The 17,663-nt window shown below is 37.9% G+C and carries 14 protein-coding genes; 4 read left to right on the top strand and 10 right to left on the bottom strand.

Features of this window, described 5'->3' with window-relative positions; translation table 11 throughout:
* Positions 1-8: 8 nt before the first annotated feature.
* From FCN14_RS02105 to FCN14_RS02145, 10 genes are all read right to left on the bottom strand, one after another.
* Positions 9-1,235: a hypothetical protein gene (locus FCN14_RS02105; RefSeq protein ID WP_138429440.1), complete on the bottom strand. Its 1,227-nt coding sequence runs from the start codon at positions 1,233-1,235 to the stop codon at positions 9-11.
* 100 nt (positions 1,236-1,335) lie between these two features.
* Positions 1,336-1,494, bottom strand: a complete 159-nt coding sequence (locus FCN14_RS15675) for a hypothetical protein (protein ID WP_171032776.1) — start codon at positions 1,492-1,494, stop codon at positions 1,336-1,338.
* 24 nt (positions 1,495-1,518) lie between these two features.
* On the bottom strand, positions 1,519-3,348 hold the full coding sequence (locus tag FCN14_RS02110; RefSeq protein WP_246043076.1) for a carbamoyltransferase family protein: 1,830 nt from the start codon (positions 3,346-3,348) through the stop codon (positions 1,519-1,521).
* A gap of 5 nt (positions 3,349-3,353) precedes the next feature.
* Positions 3,354-4,409, bottom strand: coding sequence for an SGNH/GDSL hydrolase family protein (locus FCN14_RS02115; protein WP_138429441.1), 1,056 nt, complete (start codon positions 4,407-4,409; stop codon positions 3,354-3,356).
* 186 nt (positions 4,410-4,595) lie between these two features.
* Positions 4,596-5,930 carry an NAD(P)H-dependent oxidoreductase gene (locus FCN14_RS02120; protein WP_138429442.1) on the bottom strand — a complete coding sequence of 445 codons (1,335 nt, stop codon included), beginning with the start codon at positions 5,928-5,930 and terminating at the stop codon, positions 4,596-4,598.
* Between the two features lie 73 nt (positions 5,931-6,003).
* Positions 6,004-6,552, bottom strand: coding sequence for a dTDP-4-dehydrorhamnose 3,5-epimerase (gene rfbC / locus FCN14_RS02125; protein ID WP_138429443.1), 549 nt, complete (start codon positions 6,550-6,552; stop codon positions 6,004-6,006).
* Entirely contained in the window at positions 6,549-7,892 is a 1,344-nt protein-coding gene (locus tag FCN14_RS02130) for a UDP-glucose dehydrogenase family protein (protein ID WP_138429444.1), read from the bottom strand. Before FCN14_RS02130 ends, rfbC begins: the two co-directional genes overlap by 4 nt.
* Entirely contained in the window at positions 7,892-9,025 is a 1,134-nt protein-coding gene (locus FCN14_RS02135) for an NAD-dependent epimerase/dehydratase family protein (protein ID WP_171032777.1), read from the bottom strand. The genes FCN14_RS02130 and FCN14_RS02135 overlap by 1 nt, the downstream gene beginning before the upstream one ends.
* A 7-nt stretch (positions 9,026-9,032) precedes the next feature.
* A complete protein-coding gene (gene rfbF / locus FCN14_RS02140; protein WP_138429445.1) occupies positions 9,033-9,806 on the bottom strand; it encodes a glucose-1-phosphate cytidylyltransferase in 774 nt (257 codons plus the stop codon).
* A gap of 338 nt (positions 9,807-10,144) precedes the next feature.
* Complete coding sequence (locus tag FCN14_RS02145) at positions 10,145-11,737, bottom strand: DUF6298 domain-containing protein (protein WP_138429446.1); 1,593 nt, start codon at positions 11,735-11,737, stop codon at positions 10,145-10,147.
* Positions 11,738-12,557: 820 nt separating this feature from the next.
* Here FCN14_RS02145 and FCN14_RS02150 point away from each other — a divergent pair.
* The 4 genes from FCN14_RS02150 to FCN14_RS02165 all read left to right on the top strand — a co-directional run bounded on the left by FCN14_RS02150 (position 12,558) and on the right by FCN14_RS02165 (position 17,248).
* The gene (locus FCN14_RS02150; RefSeq protein WP_171032778.1) at positions 12,558-13,697 is read left to right on the top strand and encodes a glycosyltransferase; all 1,140 of its coding nucleotides are present in this window, start codon (positions 12,558-12,560) and stop codon (positions 13,695-13,697) included.
* Complete coding sequence (locus FCN14_RS02155; RefSeq protein ID WP_138429448.1) at positions 13,687-14,946, top strand: EpsG family protein; 1,260 nt, start codon at positions 13,687-13,689, stop codon at positions 14,944-14,946. Before FCN14_RS02150 ends, FCN14_RS02155 begins: the two co-directional genes overlap by 11 nt.
* Positions 14,947-14,966: 20 nt before the next feature.
* Entirely contained in the window at positions 14,967-16,097 is a 1,131-nt protein-coding gene (locus FCN14_RS02160) for a hypothetical protein (RefSeq protein ID WP_138429449.1), read from the top strand.
* A 146-nt stretch (positions 16,098-16,243) separates the two neighbouring features.
* The gene (locus tag FCN14_RS02165; RefSeq protein ID WP_138429450.1) at positions 16,244-17,248 is read left to right on the top strand and encodes an ATP-grasp domain-containing protein; all 1,005 of its coding nucleotides are present in this window, start codon (positions 16,244-16,246) and stop codon (positions 17,246-17,248) included.
* The last annotated feature ends 415 nt before the right edge of the window (positions 17,249-17,663 follow it).

Below are 17,663 nucleotides of genomic sequence, written 5' to 3' on the forward strand. Positions count from 1 at the left end.
GGGATATTCTAAGATTTTAGCATATACGTTAATTTATGGTCATGTATTTTATGATTTAATTTGATGAACTTGGATTTTAACTTTTTATCCTTGTTGTAATACAGATTCAACTTGTATCTCAAAGCGTTTGCCAGTTCATTGTGATTCTGTTCTTCTAATGGGGCAATAAGTTCGTTATAGCATGCTGCGGTATATTCACTAGTTATGGCTACATTTTTGTATATCATTTCTGCAGTGATATTGTCGGTGGGGAATGAATCTATTTCGTGTAATTTACCAATGGCCATAAACGCCAGCATTGTACGGATACATTTTTCACATTTGCCGCAATTTAAATTCCCATATTCATATTTTTTGTATCGATTACATACTCTTAGAGATATAGGTAAGGGAGAGGCTTCTAACATTTTTTTTGTTTTAGTCAGCCTGGAATAAAGTATCCCATCAAGACGAATGTTCAACTTTTCACTGCTAAAATTAGGTAGTATCGAAGGATGAAGCCCGTCGGGTACTTGGTGAACTAAATCATAGGTTCCGGCTATTGAAATACTGTTCAATCTATTGCTTAAAATATGAGCAATAGATGCTAATGCAGCCCCCTGAAACTTTGAGATCCAGAAGTCAAAGCTATTTTTCGCATCCTCTTCGCGGTGGATAAGGTAGATATTAGTGTAAACTGGTATTAATGAAATATTTAAATCATCAGCAACTTGTTGTAAAAATGAGAGCACATATTCGAACTTTTTTGGATCGTCTTGTTCTAGTCCATATGCAACAACACCATGTGTTATATATCTAGGATGCGTTTTTGAGTAAATGGACCAATTTTCAAACAGAGTATGATAAGAGTCAACGCCTCCTGATAAAAAACAAGCCGATTTACCTTTTTTGTATAATGATGTGGCTTGTGCCTTAGTTTCTACTTCTAATTTAAGTGGATCTCTTTTATCCTTGTAAAACCAATGGTAAAACCATCCCAGTGTATCTTTAGCTCCTTGATATAAAACTGGTGAAATCTTTTCCTCGATAAAAAACCGATGCTCTCCGTAATGTAATGCGGGGATTACAGTAGCCAGGAAAAAAGCATTTGGGTTACAGGATATATCGTTAGCGAACTGTTCATCTACCTCAAAATAAACCTCTTCTGATGGTCGGGGGGTATCCTCCCAGATAATATTCGCACTTACCCTTTTTCTCCCGCTAATTATATCTGTTTTAAAGTCTTGAACCTTCACTTGAACCTCTTATTGAATTACTTTCTTAGTTGTATAATCACTCTCTTCTTATTGTAAAACATGGGTAATGAATAGTTTTATACCCCCATATTACCTGTTATCATTTTTTTACCCAGTAAGACGTATTATCCTTATCGGATTTGAGTCGCAATGGGTCATATCCAAATAAACGTAATATCAGTCCCGTAGGAGTGATTATTACATAGAATAGGATTGCCAGTACCAACTGTTCGATCCAGTTATTTTTTTTAGCAGCCATGATGGAATTATATTTAGTTTCTTATTAGTCGAGTACAAATTCTTTTCTCCAGTCTTTATCTTCGGTTATCTCAGGTTGTTCTCTTTTAAACATTACGAAGTTTTCTAAGAAAAGGACATCCATCTCCGTTCTCATAAAACATCGATATGCATCTTGAAAGGTACAGACGATGGGCTCACCTCGAACATTGAATGAGGTATTTACGATCACTCCATACCCAGTCTGTTTTTTGAATTCCCTAATTAGCTGATAATACTGTGGGTTATCATCCTTACTGACAGTTTGAATCCTTGCGGAATAATCTACATGTGTAACAGCAGGAATATCACTTCTGGGAATATTCAGAAGTTCAATTCCAAATAGTTTTTGGTGGTCTTCCGCTTGCTTAATTCTTCTGGATTTTTTTACAGGTGCAACAAGCAGCATGTAAGGTGATTCTCGGTAGAGCTCAAAGTATTCACTTACATCTTCAGCCAGACATGATGGTGCAAACGGTCGAAATGATTCTCGGTATTTTATTTTTAGGTTTAGAGTGGACTGTGTTTCCGGACTCCGCGAATCTCCCAAAATACTTCGAGCCCCCAACGCTCGGGGGCCAAACTCCATTCGGCCATTAAACCATCCAACTACCTTGCCATCAACAAGTTGCTCTGCAGCCAGAGAAGGTATTTTTTCAGGATCTTCTTTTTTATACGGAATACGTTCCTCTTTTAACCATTGTTCAATTTCTTTCTGGGAAAAAGAGGGCCCCAAATAAGATCCTTTCTGGAAATCTTTTTGGCCATTTAGCATGCGGGGTTTATCCATAATTTGGTACCATGCGTATAGTGCAGCACCTAAGGCACCGCCCGCGTCTCCGGCAGCGGGTTGTATCCAGATATCGTCAAAGATCCTTTCACGAAGTATTTTGCCATTTGCAACGCAGTTTAGAGCTACACCTCCGGCCAAGCATAGATATTTTTCGCCGGTTTCTTTACGAACGTGACGGGCCATGCGTAGCATCACCTCTTCCACAACTTCTTGGACCGACCGTGCCAGATCCATTTCTCGTTGTGTTAACTTAGACTCGGGTTCCCGGGGAGGGCCGCCCAAAAGGTCATGAAATGCTTCGGAGGTCATTGTAAGCCCCTGGCAATAGTTAAAGTATTTCATATTCAATCGGAACGACCCGTCCTCTTTTAGATCCATAAGGTTATCGAGGATCTTTTCTTTGTATTTAGGTTTGCCGTAGGGGGCTAACCCCATTACTTTATATTCGCCAGAGTTTGCTCGAAATCCTGTATAGGTTGTAAATGCAGTGTACAACAGTCCTAAACTGTGAGGAAAATGAAGCTCGTTTTCAATCTTGATATTATTATATTCTCCTACTCCCCATGAAGCTGTAGCCCACTCTCCAACACCATCTATTGTGAGTACAGCTGCTTTTTCATATGGAGAGGGGAAAAAAGCTGATGCTGCGTGGGATTCGTGATGTTCTGGGTAAAGGACTTTACCCTTATAGCTCAACTCGTTTTTTATTATACGATCTACCCATAATTTCTTTTTGATCCATTGAGGTATGGCTTTAGAAAAAGATAAAAAGCCGTCTGGAGCATATGCGAAGTATGTCTTGATAAGACGATCAAATTTGAGCCATGGCTGATCGTAAAATGCTACCAGCTCAATATCTTTGATGGATATGTTTGCCTCTGAAAGACAATAGCGTATAGCTTCCTTTGGAAAACTTCGTTCATGTTTCACTCGAGTGAATCTCTCTTCTTGGGCAGCAGCTAATATTTTACCATTTTCAATGATACAAGCAGCGGAATCATGGTAGAATGCTGAAATTCCCAGTATGTATATTTTTTTGTCCATGTTTCTTATTCCCAATGTGTAGTTTTAACAGATTGTGTATTGATCAAATTTTCCTGCTTTAAATACATAATTATAGTTTCTGCATATTTTTTATGAGCCAGCGGGCTTGGATGGTCATCAAACGGATAGAAGGAGTGTTCAGGATATCTCGGCCCCCGATCAACCGAAATATCTAGCGTTTTTATTCCTTTAGAGTTACAAAACTGTAGCATTTTTTTAGTGTTTTTCCCTTCATGGATACCAGCAAGAATAAAAGTTGAGTTTACCTTATCACAGAGCAGTTGAAATTTCGTTATTATTTTTTTTGATACTTCTTTGTTGTTAAGACGGCTATCATATCTCATATCATATTTGTTCTCAAGACGATGCATCAATGCTGAGTAAGATGAAAATGGTAAGCCGGTATATCGGGTATGGTCATATATAATTTTCAAGTCACCGTTTGCTGTAAGTCGGCCACATGGTACTGAAAAGGGACTTGTTCTCTCTAAGCGAGTAAATGACTTTTTCCGTTTTCTGGTAAGCGTGTTTCTGTTATCATGTATTTCGCTGCCATACATCAGCATAACAATTCGAGGTGGTTCCCCTTTCAATGACGCTTCTTTGAACTGCAAATAAGACTGTAATATACTATAGCCACTCACGCCAAAATTACGGACTTTCCAGTTTTTTAAATGCTGTTGGACTAACCATGGGAATGTTTCGTTATCGTAAACCAGCCAGCCATAAGTAAATGAACAGCCTAAAAACCATATTTCCGGGTAATTTGTATTCTGATCATACTCTTTTTTATCAGAAGTGATCCGATGACCATTTTCATCATGGTTAGCAGTAAATGTAAACCGATTGTTAATGCTTATTGAAAAGTTCCCGGGTTGAAAAACAAACCCCAGTTTAGGATCTGACTGGTACAACTTTCCTTCAGGCACAATGGTAGACTTCTCTTTAGTAAACGTTTTAGGTTCGAAACCCTTATGCCGAAGTATTATTTCAAGTCCAATAACGAGTAACAGAGCTAAAGCTGTAATTTGGATAATTGTAAGTAAATCTATTGAACCCATGATATTATCTATTACTACCTTTAATGGTGAACAAAAACACCAGGTATTTTTAATATTCTACCACATTGGGTAGATATTGTCAGTGTCATCATCGCTGTCGCTTTTTTTTATTTTTGATACCTTGACATAGGTAATCAGCAATCCAAGCAAGACAATCGATAAACTTATTAAAAACCACATGTTAGATCACTTTATATTTAAATGTTGATTTAAACCAACGGTTGAGTTTGATATCTTTGTAAAATCAAAGTACTGCATTTGTTCTCTGCGAATCTGATCAACTAATCTACCTTTCGGTATAGTTACATCTTGATAGGTAAGAGCATGATCTTTAGGTACATCATTTTTTAGCACGCATCCTTCTGATAGTCCCATTGGAAGAAATGCTTCTGTATTTACAATATCAGAATTTTCAAGTGTTCCATAAGTGGTAAACCCCCCGATTCCATCCAGCATATCACCTGCCTTAAGATCTTTTTTTGCTAAAGTGATAACATCACAAACTGCTTCTCCCTTTGGAGCGATGGTTGCATCATTAAAGAGTACCGCTCGTGCCGCAGTGATGGGAACTTCAAGGTGGGGCAGGTGGTAGGGTACATAGAATACATACAACGGGCCATCACCCATTTTGAAATAGGACATATAGTCTTGTTGTATAGGATTATCATTATATGCCAGCACAAAAACGCCGGGTCCCGGCTCAGCACCTAATATGTAATCAACAAGCCCTCCGTTCATCATCTGGTCCATCGGAAACAGGTCGATAGCATCAGTTGCATGTTCACATTCTGGCCCATACATTCCTCGTTTTCCTGCTTTAAAACCAGTTGCATTAGCAACAACCGCCATTTCCATTGAAAGTTTAGTACCATCGGCAAAGGAGGTCACCATTCTTGGTTTTTGTTTGTGTTTACGGGCAAATTCTTTTTGGGTCTCCGGGGTCCGGTAAGGGTCTTCGAGGCCTTTTATATTTCCTGCTAATACAGGATCGTAGCCAATTGTTTTTACAAACCGCATTAAATTCATCAGTACTCCCGGTTGGTCACCATCGGCATTTGTAATAATTACACCATTGTCGTCGGCATATTTTTTTAATATGGGACCTACAGTGGCGTCAAGCTCAGCATTCATTAGTACTACGTGCTTTTGATGGTTTATAGCCTCCACCGTAACTTGTGCACCAAACTCAATTTGACCAGTAGCTTCAATAATAACATCCAAATTTTCAGCCCTACACAAAGCATTGGGATTGTCTGTAACGGCGTATCCCCCCTCAGCAATCACTTGATCTAATTCATGCGTTGCAGATACTTCCCGGTAGTTATCCACTCCTGCCTGGCTGAATGCTCGTTTTGCTTTTGATAAGGTACGGTTATATAGGGCAGCAACCTTCATTCCGGGAACGGATCGCTCAATCGTTAAAACGGTCCCTCGTCCCATGTATCCTGCTCCAATGATTCCAACCCTGACAGGGTTGTTACTTCGTTCCCTCTCTTTAAGGGCATTATCTACTATAATCATAAATCTATCACTATTTAAATGTTATGCATTTATAACTGCTGGAGATACCGCTTTTTGTTCTTCTACCTATTGCTCATACTTTTTGGGGAGATGAGTTATAGTTTTCCCACTTTTGATCTTTGTCAGAGATAAAAATCTGCTCTGTTTCTCTCCATTCAATATTGAAAGCCTGATCATCCCATCGAATTCCCTGTTCTGCTTCCGGAGCATAGAATGCTGAAACCATGTAGTATATTTCGGTATTATCTACTAAGGTTTGGTAGCCGTGAGCACACCCCTCAGGAATGAAGAGCATAGTATGATTATTCTCTGTTAGTTCAACTCCCAGCCATTGTTTATATGTCGGTGATTCGGGTCTAACATCAACGATTACATCCCATACTTCACCTTTTACACAGCGTACCAGCTTTGCCTCAGCATGAGGTTTTACTTGGTAATGTAATCCGCGAATAGTGTGTTTGAATTTGTTATAACCAATATTGGCCTGGACAGCTTCAAATAATATTCCCTGCTCTTTGAATTCTTTTTCACAATACCCACGAGCAAAAAAGCCTCTTTTGTCGGTTAGCTTTTCTATCTCGATTACAAAGGCGCCGTCAATTTTAGTTTCTTTGAAAATCATAACGAAAGTCCGATTCCTTCATATTTGTGGAAGAGGTTTTTGCTTAACATTCTTCTCCCATCAATGATTAAAGGTTGTTCGTTTTGGGTATGTATTAGGTCGGGCACTTGTTTGAATTCGTCCCAACTGGTAAGCAATAAGATGGCATCAGTTCCCTGGATGCTTTGGGATAGATTATTTTGATATACTATCTGATGGTTTCCAAATAACTTTTTAGCTTCGTGTTGGGCTTCAGGATCATAAGCTTTGATCTTTGCGCCTTCTGTGAGAAGGTAATTTACAATCGGAATAGCAGGGGACTCCCGCATGTCATCGGTGCCCGGTTTAAATGCCAGTCCAAGGACGCCAATAGTTTTTCCTCTCAGACTTGATAAGTGTTTTCGTAGTAGTGCAATAACCTCTTGCGGTTGTTTTTTATTGATTTCTATAACAGAATCGAGTAGTGCCATAGGATTTCCTGCATCCTTGCCGTGCGCAATAAGCGCCTTCACATCTTTTGGAAAACAACTCCCGCCAAATCCACATCCGGCAGCCAAGTAAGAAAGAAAGCCAGGGGTGATTCTGTTACCGTTAGCTAAAATCGGGCTAAATCGTTTGTCCTTGTGCACACCTTCCATTACCTCAACGGCATCAATGCCTCCCAACGTAGCACACAAATTGCCAATTTCATTAGAAAATGAGATCAATGTAGCCAGCAGAGAATTCGCGGTATATTTAATCATCTCCGCTGTTTTATTATTGGTTGTTAGGATGTCAACGCCCTCAAAAACTTTATATACTTCTTTCAGTATTGAGTGGGTTTTTGGGTCAATTCCACCTAGTACGATTCTATCTGGATTCATGAAATCATCAATAGCTTCGCCTTCTCTCAAAAATTCGGGGTTCATTCCCACTCCGAAATCTTTGCCGGCTTTTTTTCCTGATGTTTCTTCCAATATGGGCTGCACTACATCATCTGTTGTTCCGGGCACAACAGTGCTTTTTACGACAACAACATGGTATTCCTCTTTTTCTTTAAGGGAAACACCAATGGCACTTGCTGCTTTCTTGATACTGCTGAGATCTATTTTATCCCCTCTGTAGGGCGTGCCTACTGCAATAATAGATAAATCGGAATGCAAAATTGCGCTGTGAAGATCTGTGGTAGCTGAAAAACCGTTTTTGATATTGTTATTTAGCAATTCTTTTAATCTCTTTTCATAGATTGGCGGGATGCCGCTGTTAATTTTCTTAACTTTTTCTTTATCTATGTCAACACATGTAACATTATGTCCTTTTTCTGACAGGCAAACGCCTGACACAAGTCCTACATATCCGGTACCAATGACTGAAATATTCATTATGCTTCCTCTGCTTCTTGATTTTCGTTGTACCACAATAAATTTCGGATTAGTCCTTCTTCAAGTCCGATCGAGGGACTATAACCAAGCTCATTTTCAGCTTTAGATATTACTGGGCAGCGCCTGTTTGGGTTATCTACCAAGTAGTCTTCGTCATTACTTGGGATATGTTGAACTTCTCCGTGATAGTTAATATGATCGCGGGCAATTGTGATGATCCGTTCAGCTAGTTCTGTCATTGTTATTTCTGGTTCTGAAACCCCAATATTGTATGAATCGCCCGGCTTCCCGTTTACCAATATTTTGAAATAGCCGGTTATTGCATCTGCTATGTAGCAGAACGTTCTGGAAGGAGAGCCATCCGAGTGCATTACGATGTTTTTTCCTGATAAAACATCACGCATAAAGTCAGGTATTACCCTACGGTCAGTAATTTTTAAACCTGGCCCATAATTATTAAATGGTCGGGCAATAGAAATAGGCAGGTCAAATTCTTGTGCAAAGGTTACGCATAGGGTTTCTCCATACCGTTTTGATTCATCATAGCAGGCGCGAGGGCCAGTACATGATACATTCCCACGATAGGTTTCCGGTGTTGGGATGTAGTCTGGATGGGGATCTCCATAAACTTCACTTGTTGAGAAAAATAAAAAACCTTCAACCGGGGTTGCTGTTTTTTTTCGGTTGCGCGTGTATTCTAATAAATATCGTAAGCCGTTAACATTTGCATCCATTGTTTCAAGCGGGTGTTTCCGATAGTAAATCGGAGATGCTATTGAGGCTGCATGGATGATATAATGAAAATCAATAACGGAGTCGGGAAGTGGATTTCTTACATCGTGTTTTACTAATCCCAAATAATCATCATGTTTTACCTGCTGTAACCATTCAGGAATTCCACGTATATAATTGTCATAAATTATTATATTTATTTTTTCTTTTTGGGCTACTTTTTCATTCCACTTTAATAGTGACTGGATGAGGTAATATCCCAAGAACCCTGCACCCCCGGTGATAAGAATATTCTTTCCAGCAAGTTGACTAAATTCATTTTCCAATGAATTACAGATGTAGTTGAGGTCTGTTTCCACAACTTCTGTCGCACTTTGTATTATCGTATTTGCTCTATTCATATAAAACCTACCAGATCTTCCAAGGTGTTGATTCTGATTTCCATAAATTTTCAATAACATTTTTGTCTCGGAGCGTGTCCATGGGTTGCCAGAAGCCCCGATGTTTGTAGGCTGCTAATTTCCCGTCATTGGCAAGCTTTTCAAGAGGATCTTTTTCCCATACTGTTTCATCGCCCTCGATGTAGTCAAAAACTTCCGGTTCTAATACAAAGAAGCCACCATTTATCCATGCACCGTCGCCTTGGGGTTTTTCGGTGAAAGAATCTATTTTAGAATCTTTATCACGGAGACTAAAAGTACCGAAACGCCCGGGTGGTTGAACAGCTGTGAGGGTAGCAGAAGTCTTGTTGTCTTTATGAAATGCAATAAGTTCTTTGAGGTTTATATTGCTAACACCATCACCATAAGTCATACAAAATGTTTCATCTCCAATATAATCTTTGACTCGTTTTAGACGCCCACCGGTCATAGTACCGTCTCCCGTATCAACAAGAGTCACCTTCCAAGGCTCAACACCATTACGAAGGATTTTCATGTTGTTCTTTTTTAGATCAAAGGTGAGATCTGACTTGTATAAGAAATAGTTAGCAAAGTACTCTTTAATGACCGCTCCTTTGTATCCGAGACATATAATGAAATCTTGAATCCCATAATGAGAATATATTTTCATTATATGCCAAAGTATTGGTTTTTCTCCAATCTTGACCATCGGTTTAGGTCGTACGCTTGTTTCTTCACTGAGCCTGGTTCCATAGCCTCCTGCAAGAATAACTGCTTTCATATTTATAACGCTCTTTTTTATTTAAGTATTAATTAATGCCCCGACACTGATTCTTAGTCTTATAGAACTATCGAGTTATTTCCCTTGGTGACATTCTGTAAATATCTAAATCAACAAGCATGCCAAGTGATGAAAAAAATGAAAAACGGCTATAATATCCTGTTTGTAGCCATCACAGGGGGTTCTGTTTTAGGAAAGAGTTAAATTGAATAAAAAAAGAGGAGTTTTTGAGTAATTTTTACTCGGTGGATTGAGGAATAATTGAGTATTCAGCCTATCACCCTAACTGGTTTCAGAATTATAAAACCAGAAGAAATGACGCATCTAAATAAGAAATGCTAATTATCTTTATTTACAGGATTGATTAATGCAATCCAGGGGCCATTATCTGGCGGACTAAGTGTGATACTGGTACTGATTTTAAGAAGATCTTGGAGTTTGTCTGCAATCTTTCTTATCGGGCCAGTAGTGTTTTCTGATTTAAAAACTAATTCTGTGTCAGTCCAAGAAGCAGTAAGAATATTCAGCCATTGGACTTCTATACTATCCGCCGTTATTGCGGAAATATCCAGCGTAATCTCTCGACCCTCTGTGAAGTACACCGCATATTGCTTACCTGTATTTGCTAAAGCATAGGCCTCGTTTTGTGATCGATTGCCTAATAACGATGGTTTCGGAAACATAGAAAAAAAATCAGTACTGTCACTCAACATTCGTGCAGATTTGATGCTTTTTAAGGCAATTTCGGAAATACCTAGGCCTTGCTTTGGTCGGTGAAATCGAACGGCTGAAACTCCACCAAAAATATTAATCCAGAAGCTTTGTAGGCCTCCGGCATCTGAAGGTGCTCCGTTTGAAGAATTTTTTGCACCATAGGTTTTAACAATATTAACCGGTCGTTGTCCTGATTGTTGAATTCGGGTTTTCAGATCTAACAGATGTTCATAGGCTATTTGATGTCCCGCGCCTTCGCCATGCCTTCTGGGCATTTGGGTATTTTGGGATGCATCAAAAAACTGGTACAAGTTGACATTTTTTAGCACATGTAAATGGTCTTGATGTCTAATATCCCAATTGTCTCGCATACTGGTTACGTATATTTTTTTTCCCGTAGCATTTGCTTCCTTATGTATAAACTCTGCCCAGTAGTCAGACCACTCTAATGGAGTACTTGCTTCATTTTCGATATTATAAAGAACATTATTATATGTAAGGGCAATGGAAAGTAATTTAGAAATGAAGGCCTCTTGGAATTTGAGAACCTCAATATCATTATTTAGTGTTGGCACCGTTAAGAATAAGGGATGATCTTCGCGCCAAGGCGGTTCTTTCCATGTTGTAGGTAATCGGGTATTATTGGTACTGTAATTTGTGTTGTTTTTGGGATTATAGGGATGTTCACTCCAATCCGATCCGTCATCTCCGCCAAAATCCCAACCATCCCACAAAGTTAACTGTACAATTATATCGCGATCAGAGGTTTTATCAAGGAAGTTAATCAAACGGTTCCAGTATTCGGGATTCCACGTGTTTAAATTATATTTCCCGTTACTTCTCTGCCCAAATGCATAGACTTCGCCCAAATCATGATCATCATCGTCAGACATAACAAGTCGAAGGTAATTGCCACCGGCAGCTACAAGAGAATCCAGATGGTTTGTGAGTTTATCCCCGGTCCACTGGAATAAGTTGTCATTATTGCTACCACCAATAAGCATGATAGGTTCTTCTTTGTATTGCCAGTAGTTGGGATTATCGCTGTAAGGTTGTATAGCATTCTTCTCAGGTACGGCATCGTCGCTAGGTGAATAATCACTAGTGGAATTTGTTGAGTTATCATTACAGGAAGCTGATGATAAGATAATGAGCCCCAGTAAAACTAAAGTGGTAAATATCCGAACAGTTTTATTGCTTGATGTTAGCTTTTTCATAACTCAGTATGTCATATCGTTGTGGTAAACATATATTTTAAGAAATGACTGCTATATATTAATGTTTTACCGGCATTTGATTTAGAAAGTTCCCACCTGTTAGAAAGAAATATTATTGAAAACTGTTAGGGCAGATTCGAGTGGCTTTTTACTTCATACTTTAAAAGAGAGAGATAACAATAATCCTTTTCAGTTTTTTATGAATACCCAAATCTAATGAAACTACTTTATCCCTATTATGCATTAGCTGTTTTGAAAATAGATATATAATATATCTAGATAAGAAAAGCTGTGCTTGTGGGCATTAAATGTGTCAGACCAATCCTTAAGTCGTTTATATTTCTATTGAATATTAAATAGGCCTGTTCGAGTAAAGGAAAATTTAAAATCTGCGAACTGTAAATATTTCTATTTGTAGAGTTTAAATACTTTGATTAGCTATGAGTTTTTTAAAATTACACATTAAGTGTGCGGTATAGTAGGGATATTAAAAACGCGGGTAATTTTTACTCGTTGGATTGAGAAATAATGAAGTAGTTCAGTTTCTAATCCATTCTTTTGGGTAACCACTAAATAAGAATATCCAAGAAAAGAGATAATGTTATTTATATTCTCAAAACGATATTGAGAGGGATACACAGCTATATTTAAATCATATTGATGATATTTAGTAAGGCATCAGCTAATAATAGGTAATAGTAAAAAAGACTTGCACAACTATTCAAAGTAACATAAAACTTAGGATCTGGACTAAGGCATAGTTTTTGTTTCATAGCATGTTGGATACTATGATTAAATGATGTTGTCAAAATGTTCATCAATGACTAAGAAAAGAATCCTTATTATCTCCAAGTCGTTTTACCCGAGGAATTCTCCGCGTGCGTTCCGTACTACGGAATTGGTAAAAGAGTTTGGCCGAGAGGGCCATGAGGTTACCCTTCTAACGGTGAAAAGGGATAAATACCATATACCGTTTGAAAAAAAATATGGTGTTACAATTAGAAATTTAGGCCCCCTGCAATTACCGGAAATCAATCTTACAAATAGTACCGGGATTAGCAGACTCATTAAAAGGGGGGTGCGCAGGGGACTTCTTCAGTTGTTCGAATACCCCAATATTGAATTGATGTTTAAGGTAAAAAATGCTTTGAAAAAAGAATCAGGTTATGATTTACTGATTTCTATTGCCGTTCCTCATCCAATCCATTGGGGGGTAGCGTGGGCGTGGAAAATGAATAATCCGATTGCCCATACCTGGGCCGCGGATTGTGGGGATCCATATATGTGGCAGACGCTCGATTCGTTTAACAAGATGTTTTACTTCAAATATTTTGAAAAAAGTTTTTGTCGTAAAGCTAACTTTATAACTGTACCTATTGAGGAAGCCAGAAAGGGATATTACCCTGAATTCAGGGACAAAGTACGAGTGATTCCCCAAGGGTTTAATTTTGGAGAGATAGAAATTGATCACTCATCTTTCAGTTCTAATACTGTTCCAACCTTTGCTTATGCCGGTGGATTTATTCCGGGAGGTAGAGATCCAAGAGAATTTCTGGATTACCTGGTTCAAATCGAACAGCCCTATAAATTTATTATTTTTACGAGAAGTAAAGATCTTGTAAAACCATATTTAGAGCGAGCAAATGGTAAGATTGAGATTCATGATTACATACCACGCAAAGAGTTACTTCGCAGATTAAGTAAGATGGATTTCTTGGTCAATTTTGAAAATCGTTCCAATCTGATGATGCCCAGTAAACTAATCGACTATTACCTGGCAGGCCGCCCTGTGCTGAATATACCAAGTAAAGGGATCAATAAGTATACGATTAATCAATTTTTGGTAGCTAACTACAGAAACAAATACAATTATAACGGTGTAGATCGATACCGTATTGAAAATGTATGCGATCAATTTTTATCGTTGTGTGAAGAAATACAGGTAGCAAATGAGTCTTAATAATAACAAAACGGGCTTTTATTCTGCTTTTTTATTCTTAGTGTGGCCGTTGTTCGCATTATTTACAGCATTTTGGAATTATAAAAGTAAATGGGGTAAAAATGTACTTTGGGCATTTGTAGCATTTTATGGTTTCTCATTTGCCATTGGCGCTGAAAATGATGGGGCCGATATTGTTCGGTATGTAGCAGAGGTAGAGCAACTCCATGGGGTTAATATGACTGTTACCGATGCCGTTGATTATTTTCTCGAAAGTGGTGAAGTCGATATTCTTAGAACATTTATAGCTGTGACTCTTTCCAGAGTAACAGGAAGTCAGGCTATTGTTACTCTTGTGTATGGAATCATTTTTGGGTTCTTCTTTTCCAGGAATATGTGGTATGTCTTAAAAAATATGGAGGGTAAAGTACAACTAATAACCATTGTTCTTTTTTGTTGTTTCTTTTTGACAGTATCCATCTGGAAAATGAATGGGTTTCGGTTTTGGACAGCGACCCATGTGTTTATCTATGGGCTATTACCATATCTTTTTGAGGGAAAAAAATCGGGTGTTTTAATAGCATCATTGGCTATATTAGTACACTTTGCATTTATCGTACCAGTGGGTATTCTATACGGTTATATGGTTGCCGGCAATAGGCTGACCTTATATTTCATTTTCTTTCTCTTAACATTTTTTATTACTGAAATTAACCTAACGGTCTTCAATAATATCGTAGAAAACTATGCTCCTGAAATTATACAAGAGAGAACTTCAGGCTACCGGTCGGAGGCCTCAGTAGAGCAATACAGGGGAGGAGGTGGAAGTAGTGGGAGAGTTTGGTATGCAAGGTATTATGGAACTGCTCTGAGATGGGCCATCAAGGGATTCCTTTTAGTTCTCTTTTTTCAAGGCCGAACATTTTTTAATAACAACAAAAGGTGGCTTAGTTTTTATTCTTTTACACTTTTCTTTTATGGAATGGCCAGCTTGTTAAGCTCATTGCCTTCGGGGGGGCGATTTCTAGCTGTCGCTAACTTACTTGCTCTGGCCTTAATCACGTTATATGTCCAGAATCGGGAGCATCAAGTAATTATGAAAAGATTCATTATCGCTGCAACACCTTTGTTGTTACTCTACGTTGTGGTTGCATTTAGAATGGGGCTTTATTCGATGAGTGCCACAGCAATACTTGGAAATCCTTTTATTGCATTATTTATGAATGGGGAGAACATTTCATTGAATGATGCACTTAAGATGTTTTTATAAATAAATTGGTTAATACGGTGATGTTTTACTCAGCATTAAATACAATCAAAAGTCATGTCAAGAATATCCCAGGATGGCGAACAAATCGTAAAATTGTAGTTATTGAGAGTGATGACTGGGGAAGTATTCGAATGCCTTCTCGGGAGGTATATCAAGAGTGTATTGAGGCAGAGTATAATGTTGATCAAAATACTTTTGAGCGATTTGATAGCTTGGCAAGTGAGAGCGATTTGGAATTATTATTTGACGTGTTACACCGACACAAAGACCAGCATGGCTCACCTGCAGTCATGACAGCAAATATTTTGACTGCTAACCCTGATTTTAACAAAATTAAAGAGTCAGGGTACAATGAATACTATTATGAGCCAATTAAGAAGACTTTTAAGAATTATCCGAATCATTCAAATTGTTTGAGTTTATGGAAGGATGGAAAAGAGGAGGGGATCTTTTTCCCACAATCGCACGGAAGAGAGCACTTGAACGTATCGCTTTTCATGGAGGCATTACAAGAGGGGGATGAAGATGTGCATTTTGGTTTCAAACATAAAATGCCGGGTAGTATTCCAAAGAATTGTAATAATGGAAGAAATAAATATGTTGAGTCTTTGCGGTACAGTAGTCTTCAGGACAGAAAGGAAAAACTATCTATATTGTTAGAGGGATTAGAATTATTTGAGGAATTGATGGGCTATAATTCAAAAACATTTATTCCACCTAATTATCTATGGAGTCCGAATTATGATAAAGCAATGTCAGCAAAAGGGGTTTGGTTTTATCAGGGACGCAGAAAAATGAAAGAACCATTATTTGATGGAACTATCCAATTCCACACCCATTGGTTGGGAGAAGAAAATGAAGTTGGCCAAAAGTACTTGTTACGGAATGCAAGCTTTGAGCCGGCTTCTTTAAATACAGATATCGATCCGGTTGAAAAATGTTTGAATGAAGTATCAGTTGCTTTCAGGATGAAAAAACCTGCTGTAATTGATACTCATCGTGTTAACTACGTGGGATTTATAGATACTCAGAATAGGGATAAAAATTTGAGAATGTTTGATGAGTTGTTGTTCAAAATAATAAAAAGATGGCCGGAGGTAGAGTTTTTTAACTCGGAGCAACTTGGAAAGCTGATGTTAACCAATGAATAAACATTAATGCTATCTGGTCAGAGTAATAGCATTTCCAACTTGGTATTTGTTAGAAACTTGGAAGCGATTTGATTTCTCTATTTCCTGTTTGTCTTTTGCATACATATTATAAATAAATAAAATTTGTTCATTTTGATTTAGGTATTATGAAGATAGCTATTCACAGGCGTAAAAATTCTTTTAGTGCTAACTGGATTAAGTATTGTGAAAACAAGGGTATTAACTATAAAGTTGTAGACTGTTATTCAAATAATATCATCAATCAGGTTCAGGAATGTGATGCTCTTATGTGGCATTTTAGTCAAGCTAACCCCAAAGATATTTTATTTGCTAAAGAACTTACTTTTTCGCTACAAACTGCCGGGAAAAAAGTATTTCCCAACTTTCCTACAGCGTGGCATTTTGATGATAAGGTGGGACAAAAATACCTGCTTGAATCTATCGGGGCACCGTTGGTACCCTCATATGTGTTTTATGATAAGGATAAGGCGCTAGATTGGGTTGGGGAAACTTCTTTTCCAAAGGTGTTCAAATTACGACGGGGGGCAGGTTCGGCTCATGTGAAGCTGATAGAGACCAAATCAGAAGCTACTAAAATGGTTAATAAAGCTTTTAGACAGGGTTTTAGGCTGTATAATAAGAGAGCAAATCTTAAAAATCGCTGGTATAAATATAAAAAAGGCCAAACTGATCTTTGGAATCTGGCGAAAGGCGCGCTTCGTTTTTTCAAAGAACCTGAATATTCTAGGATAGCCGGTCATGAAAAGGGCTATGTATACTTTCAAGATTTTATTGCTCAAAATGATTATGATATACGAGTTATCGTAATAGGAGATAGGGCCTTCGCTATTAAACGTTTGGTCAGGGAAGGAGATTTTAGAGCCTCAGGAAGTGGGCACATTTCTTATGAGAAGCGTCATTTTGATGAAGCTACGATTGAGTTGTCCTTTAAAATGGCAGAAAAAATAAATAGCCAGTGCTTGGCCCTGGATTACGTTTTTCAAGATAACCAACCATTAATTGTTGAAATAAGTTATGGTTTTGTAAAAGAAGGTTATTACCCTTGTAAAGGATATTGGGATCGAGACCTTAATTGGCATGAAGGTTCTTTTAATGCCCAAGGATGGATGGTTGAAACTGTTCTATCCTGATTTATTTTTTTGTATTCAAAAGTTAGTTAATAATAGGTATATACTATTGGTTGAATTTATTGTCTTATTATCTGCAATTAATATTCGCTTAGCTTTTTTCATAATTGTTATTTAAACAATAATACAAGCTTATTTATTGTAGTATGCTGCTATTCTATTGTAGTCATTGTTGATTTAATAATCACTAGATTATTGAACCTGTTTCCTTTCTCGAACAAAAATTTCCTCTTCGGATAGTTTTTTTCTACTTATTCCCATCTCTTTTCTCGGTCTCTTGTTTTTTTTATCACACTAAACCTATGCGATTCAAAACATTAGAAAACCCTAATAAAATGTGGGGGTTTTAGGGGATCTAGCGGAACAATCATTGTAATGATAGGTATGATAACTTTGTAGTAATATCTACCACACATTT

The sequence above is a fragment of the Fodinibius saliphilus genome, from assembly GCF_005869845.1.
GTDB classification, from domain to species: Bacteria; Bacteroidota; Rhodothermia; order Balneolales; family Balneolaceae; genus Fodinibius; species Fodinibius saliphilus.

Coding starts and splice junctions, on each gene's coding strand:
- rfbC (WP_138429443.1), bottom strand. CDS start 6,552: ATGATTTTCAAAGAAACTAAAATTGACGGCGCCTTTGTAATCGAGATA.
- FCN14_RS02115 (WP_138429441.1), bottom strand. CDS start 4,409: ATGGGTTCAATAGATTTACTTACAATTATCCAAATTACAGCTTTAGCT.
- FCN14_RS02155 (WP_138429448.1), top strand. CDS start 13,687: ATGAGTCTTAATAATAACAAAACGGGCTTTTATTCTGCTTTTTTATTC.
- FCN14_RS02145 (WP_138429446.1), bottom strand. CDS start 11,737: ATGAAAAAGCTAACATCAAGCAATAAAACTGTTCGGATATTTACCACT.
- FCN14_RS02110 (WP_246043076.1), bottom strand. CDS start 3,348: ATGGACAAAAAAATATACATACTGGGAATTTCAGCATTCTACCATGAT.
- FCN14_RS02120 (WP_138429442.1), bottom strand. CDS start 5,930: ATGATTATAGTAGATAATGCCCTTAAAGAGAGGGAACGAAGTAACAAC.
- FCN14_RS02135 (WP_171032777.1), bottom strand. CDS start 9,025: ATGAATAGAGCAAATACGATAATACAAAGTGCGACAGAAGTTGTGGAA.
- FCN14_RS02165 (WP_138429450.1), top strand. CDS start 16,244: ATGAAGATAGCTATTCACAGGCGTAAAAATTCTTTTAGTGCTAACTGG.
- FCN14_RS15675 (WP_171032776.1), bottom strand. CDS start 1,494: ATGGCTGCTAAAAAAAATAACTGGATCGAACAGTTGGTACTGGCAATC.
- FCN14_RS02160 (WP_138429449.1), top strand. CDS start 14,967: ATGTTTTACTCAGCATTAAATACAATCAAAAGTCATGTCAAGAATATC.
- rfbF (WP_138429445.1), bottom strand. CDS start 9,806: ATGAAAGCAGTTATTCTTGCAGGAGGCTATGGAACCAGGCTCAGTGAA.
- FCN14_RS02150 (WP_171032778.1), top strand. CDS start 12,558: ATGACTAAGAAAAGAATCCTTATTATCTCCAAGTCGTTTTACCCGAGG.
- FCN14_RS02130 (WP_138429444.1), bottom strand. CDS start 7,892: ATGAATATTTCAGTCATTGGTACCGGATATGTAGGACTTGTGTCAGGC.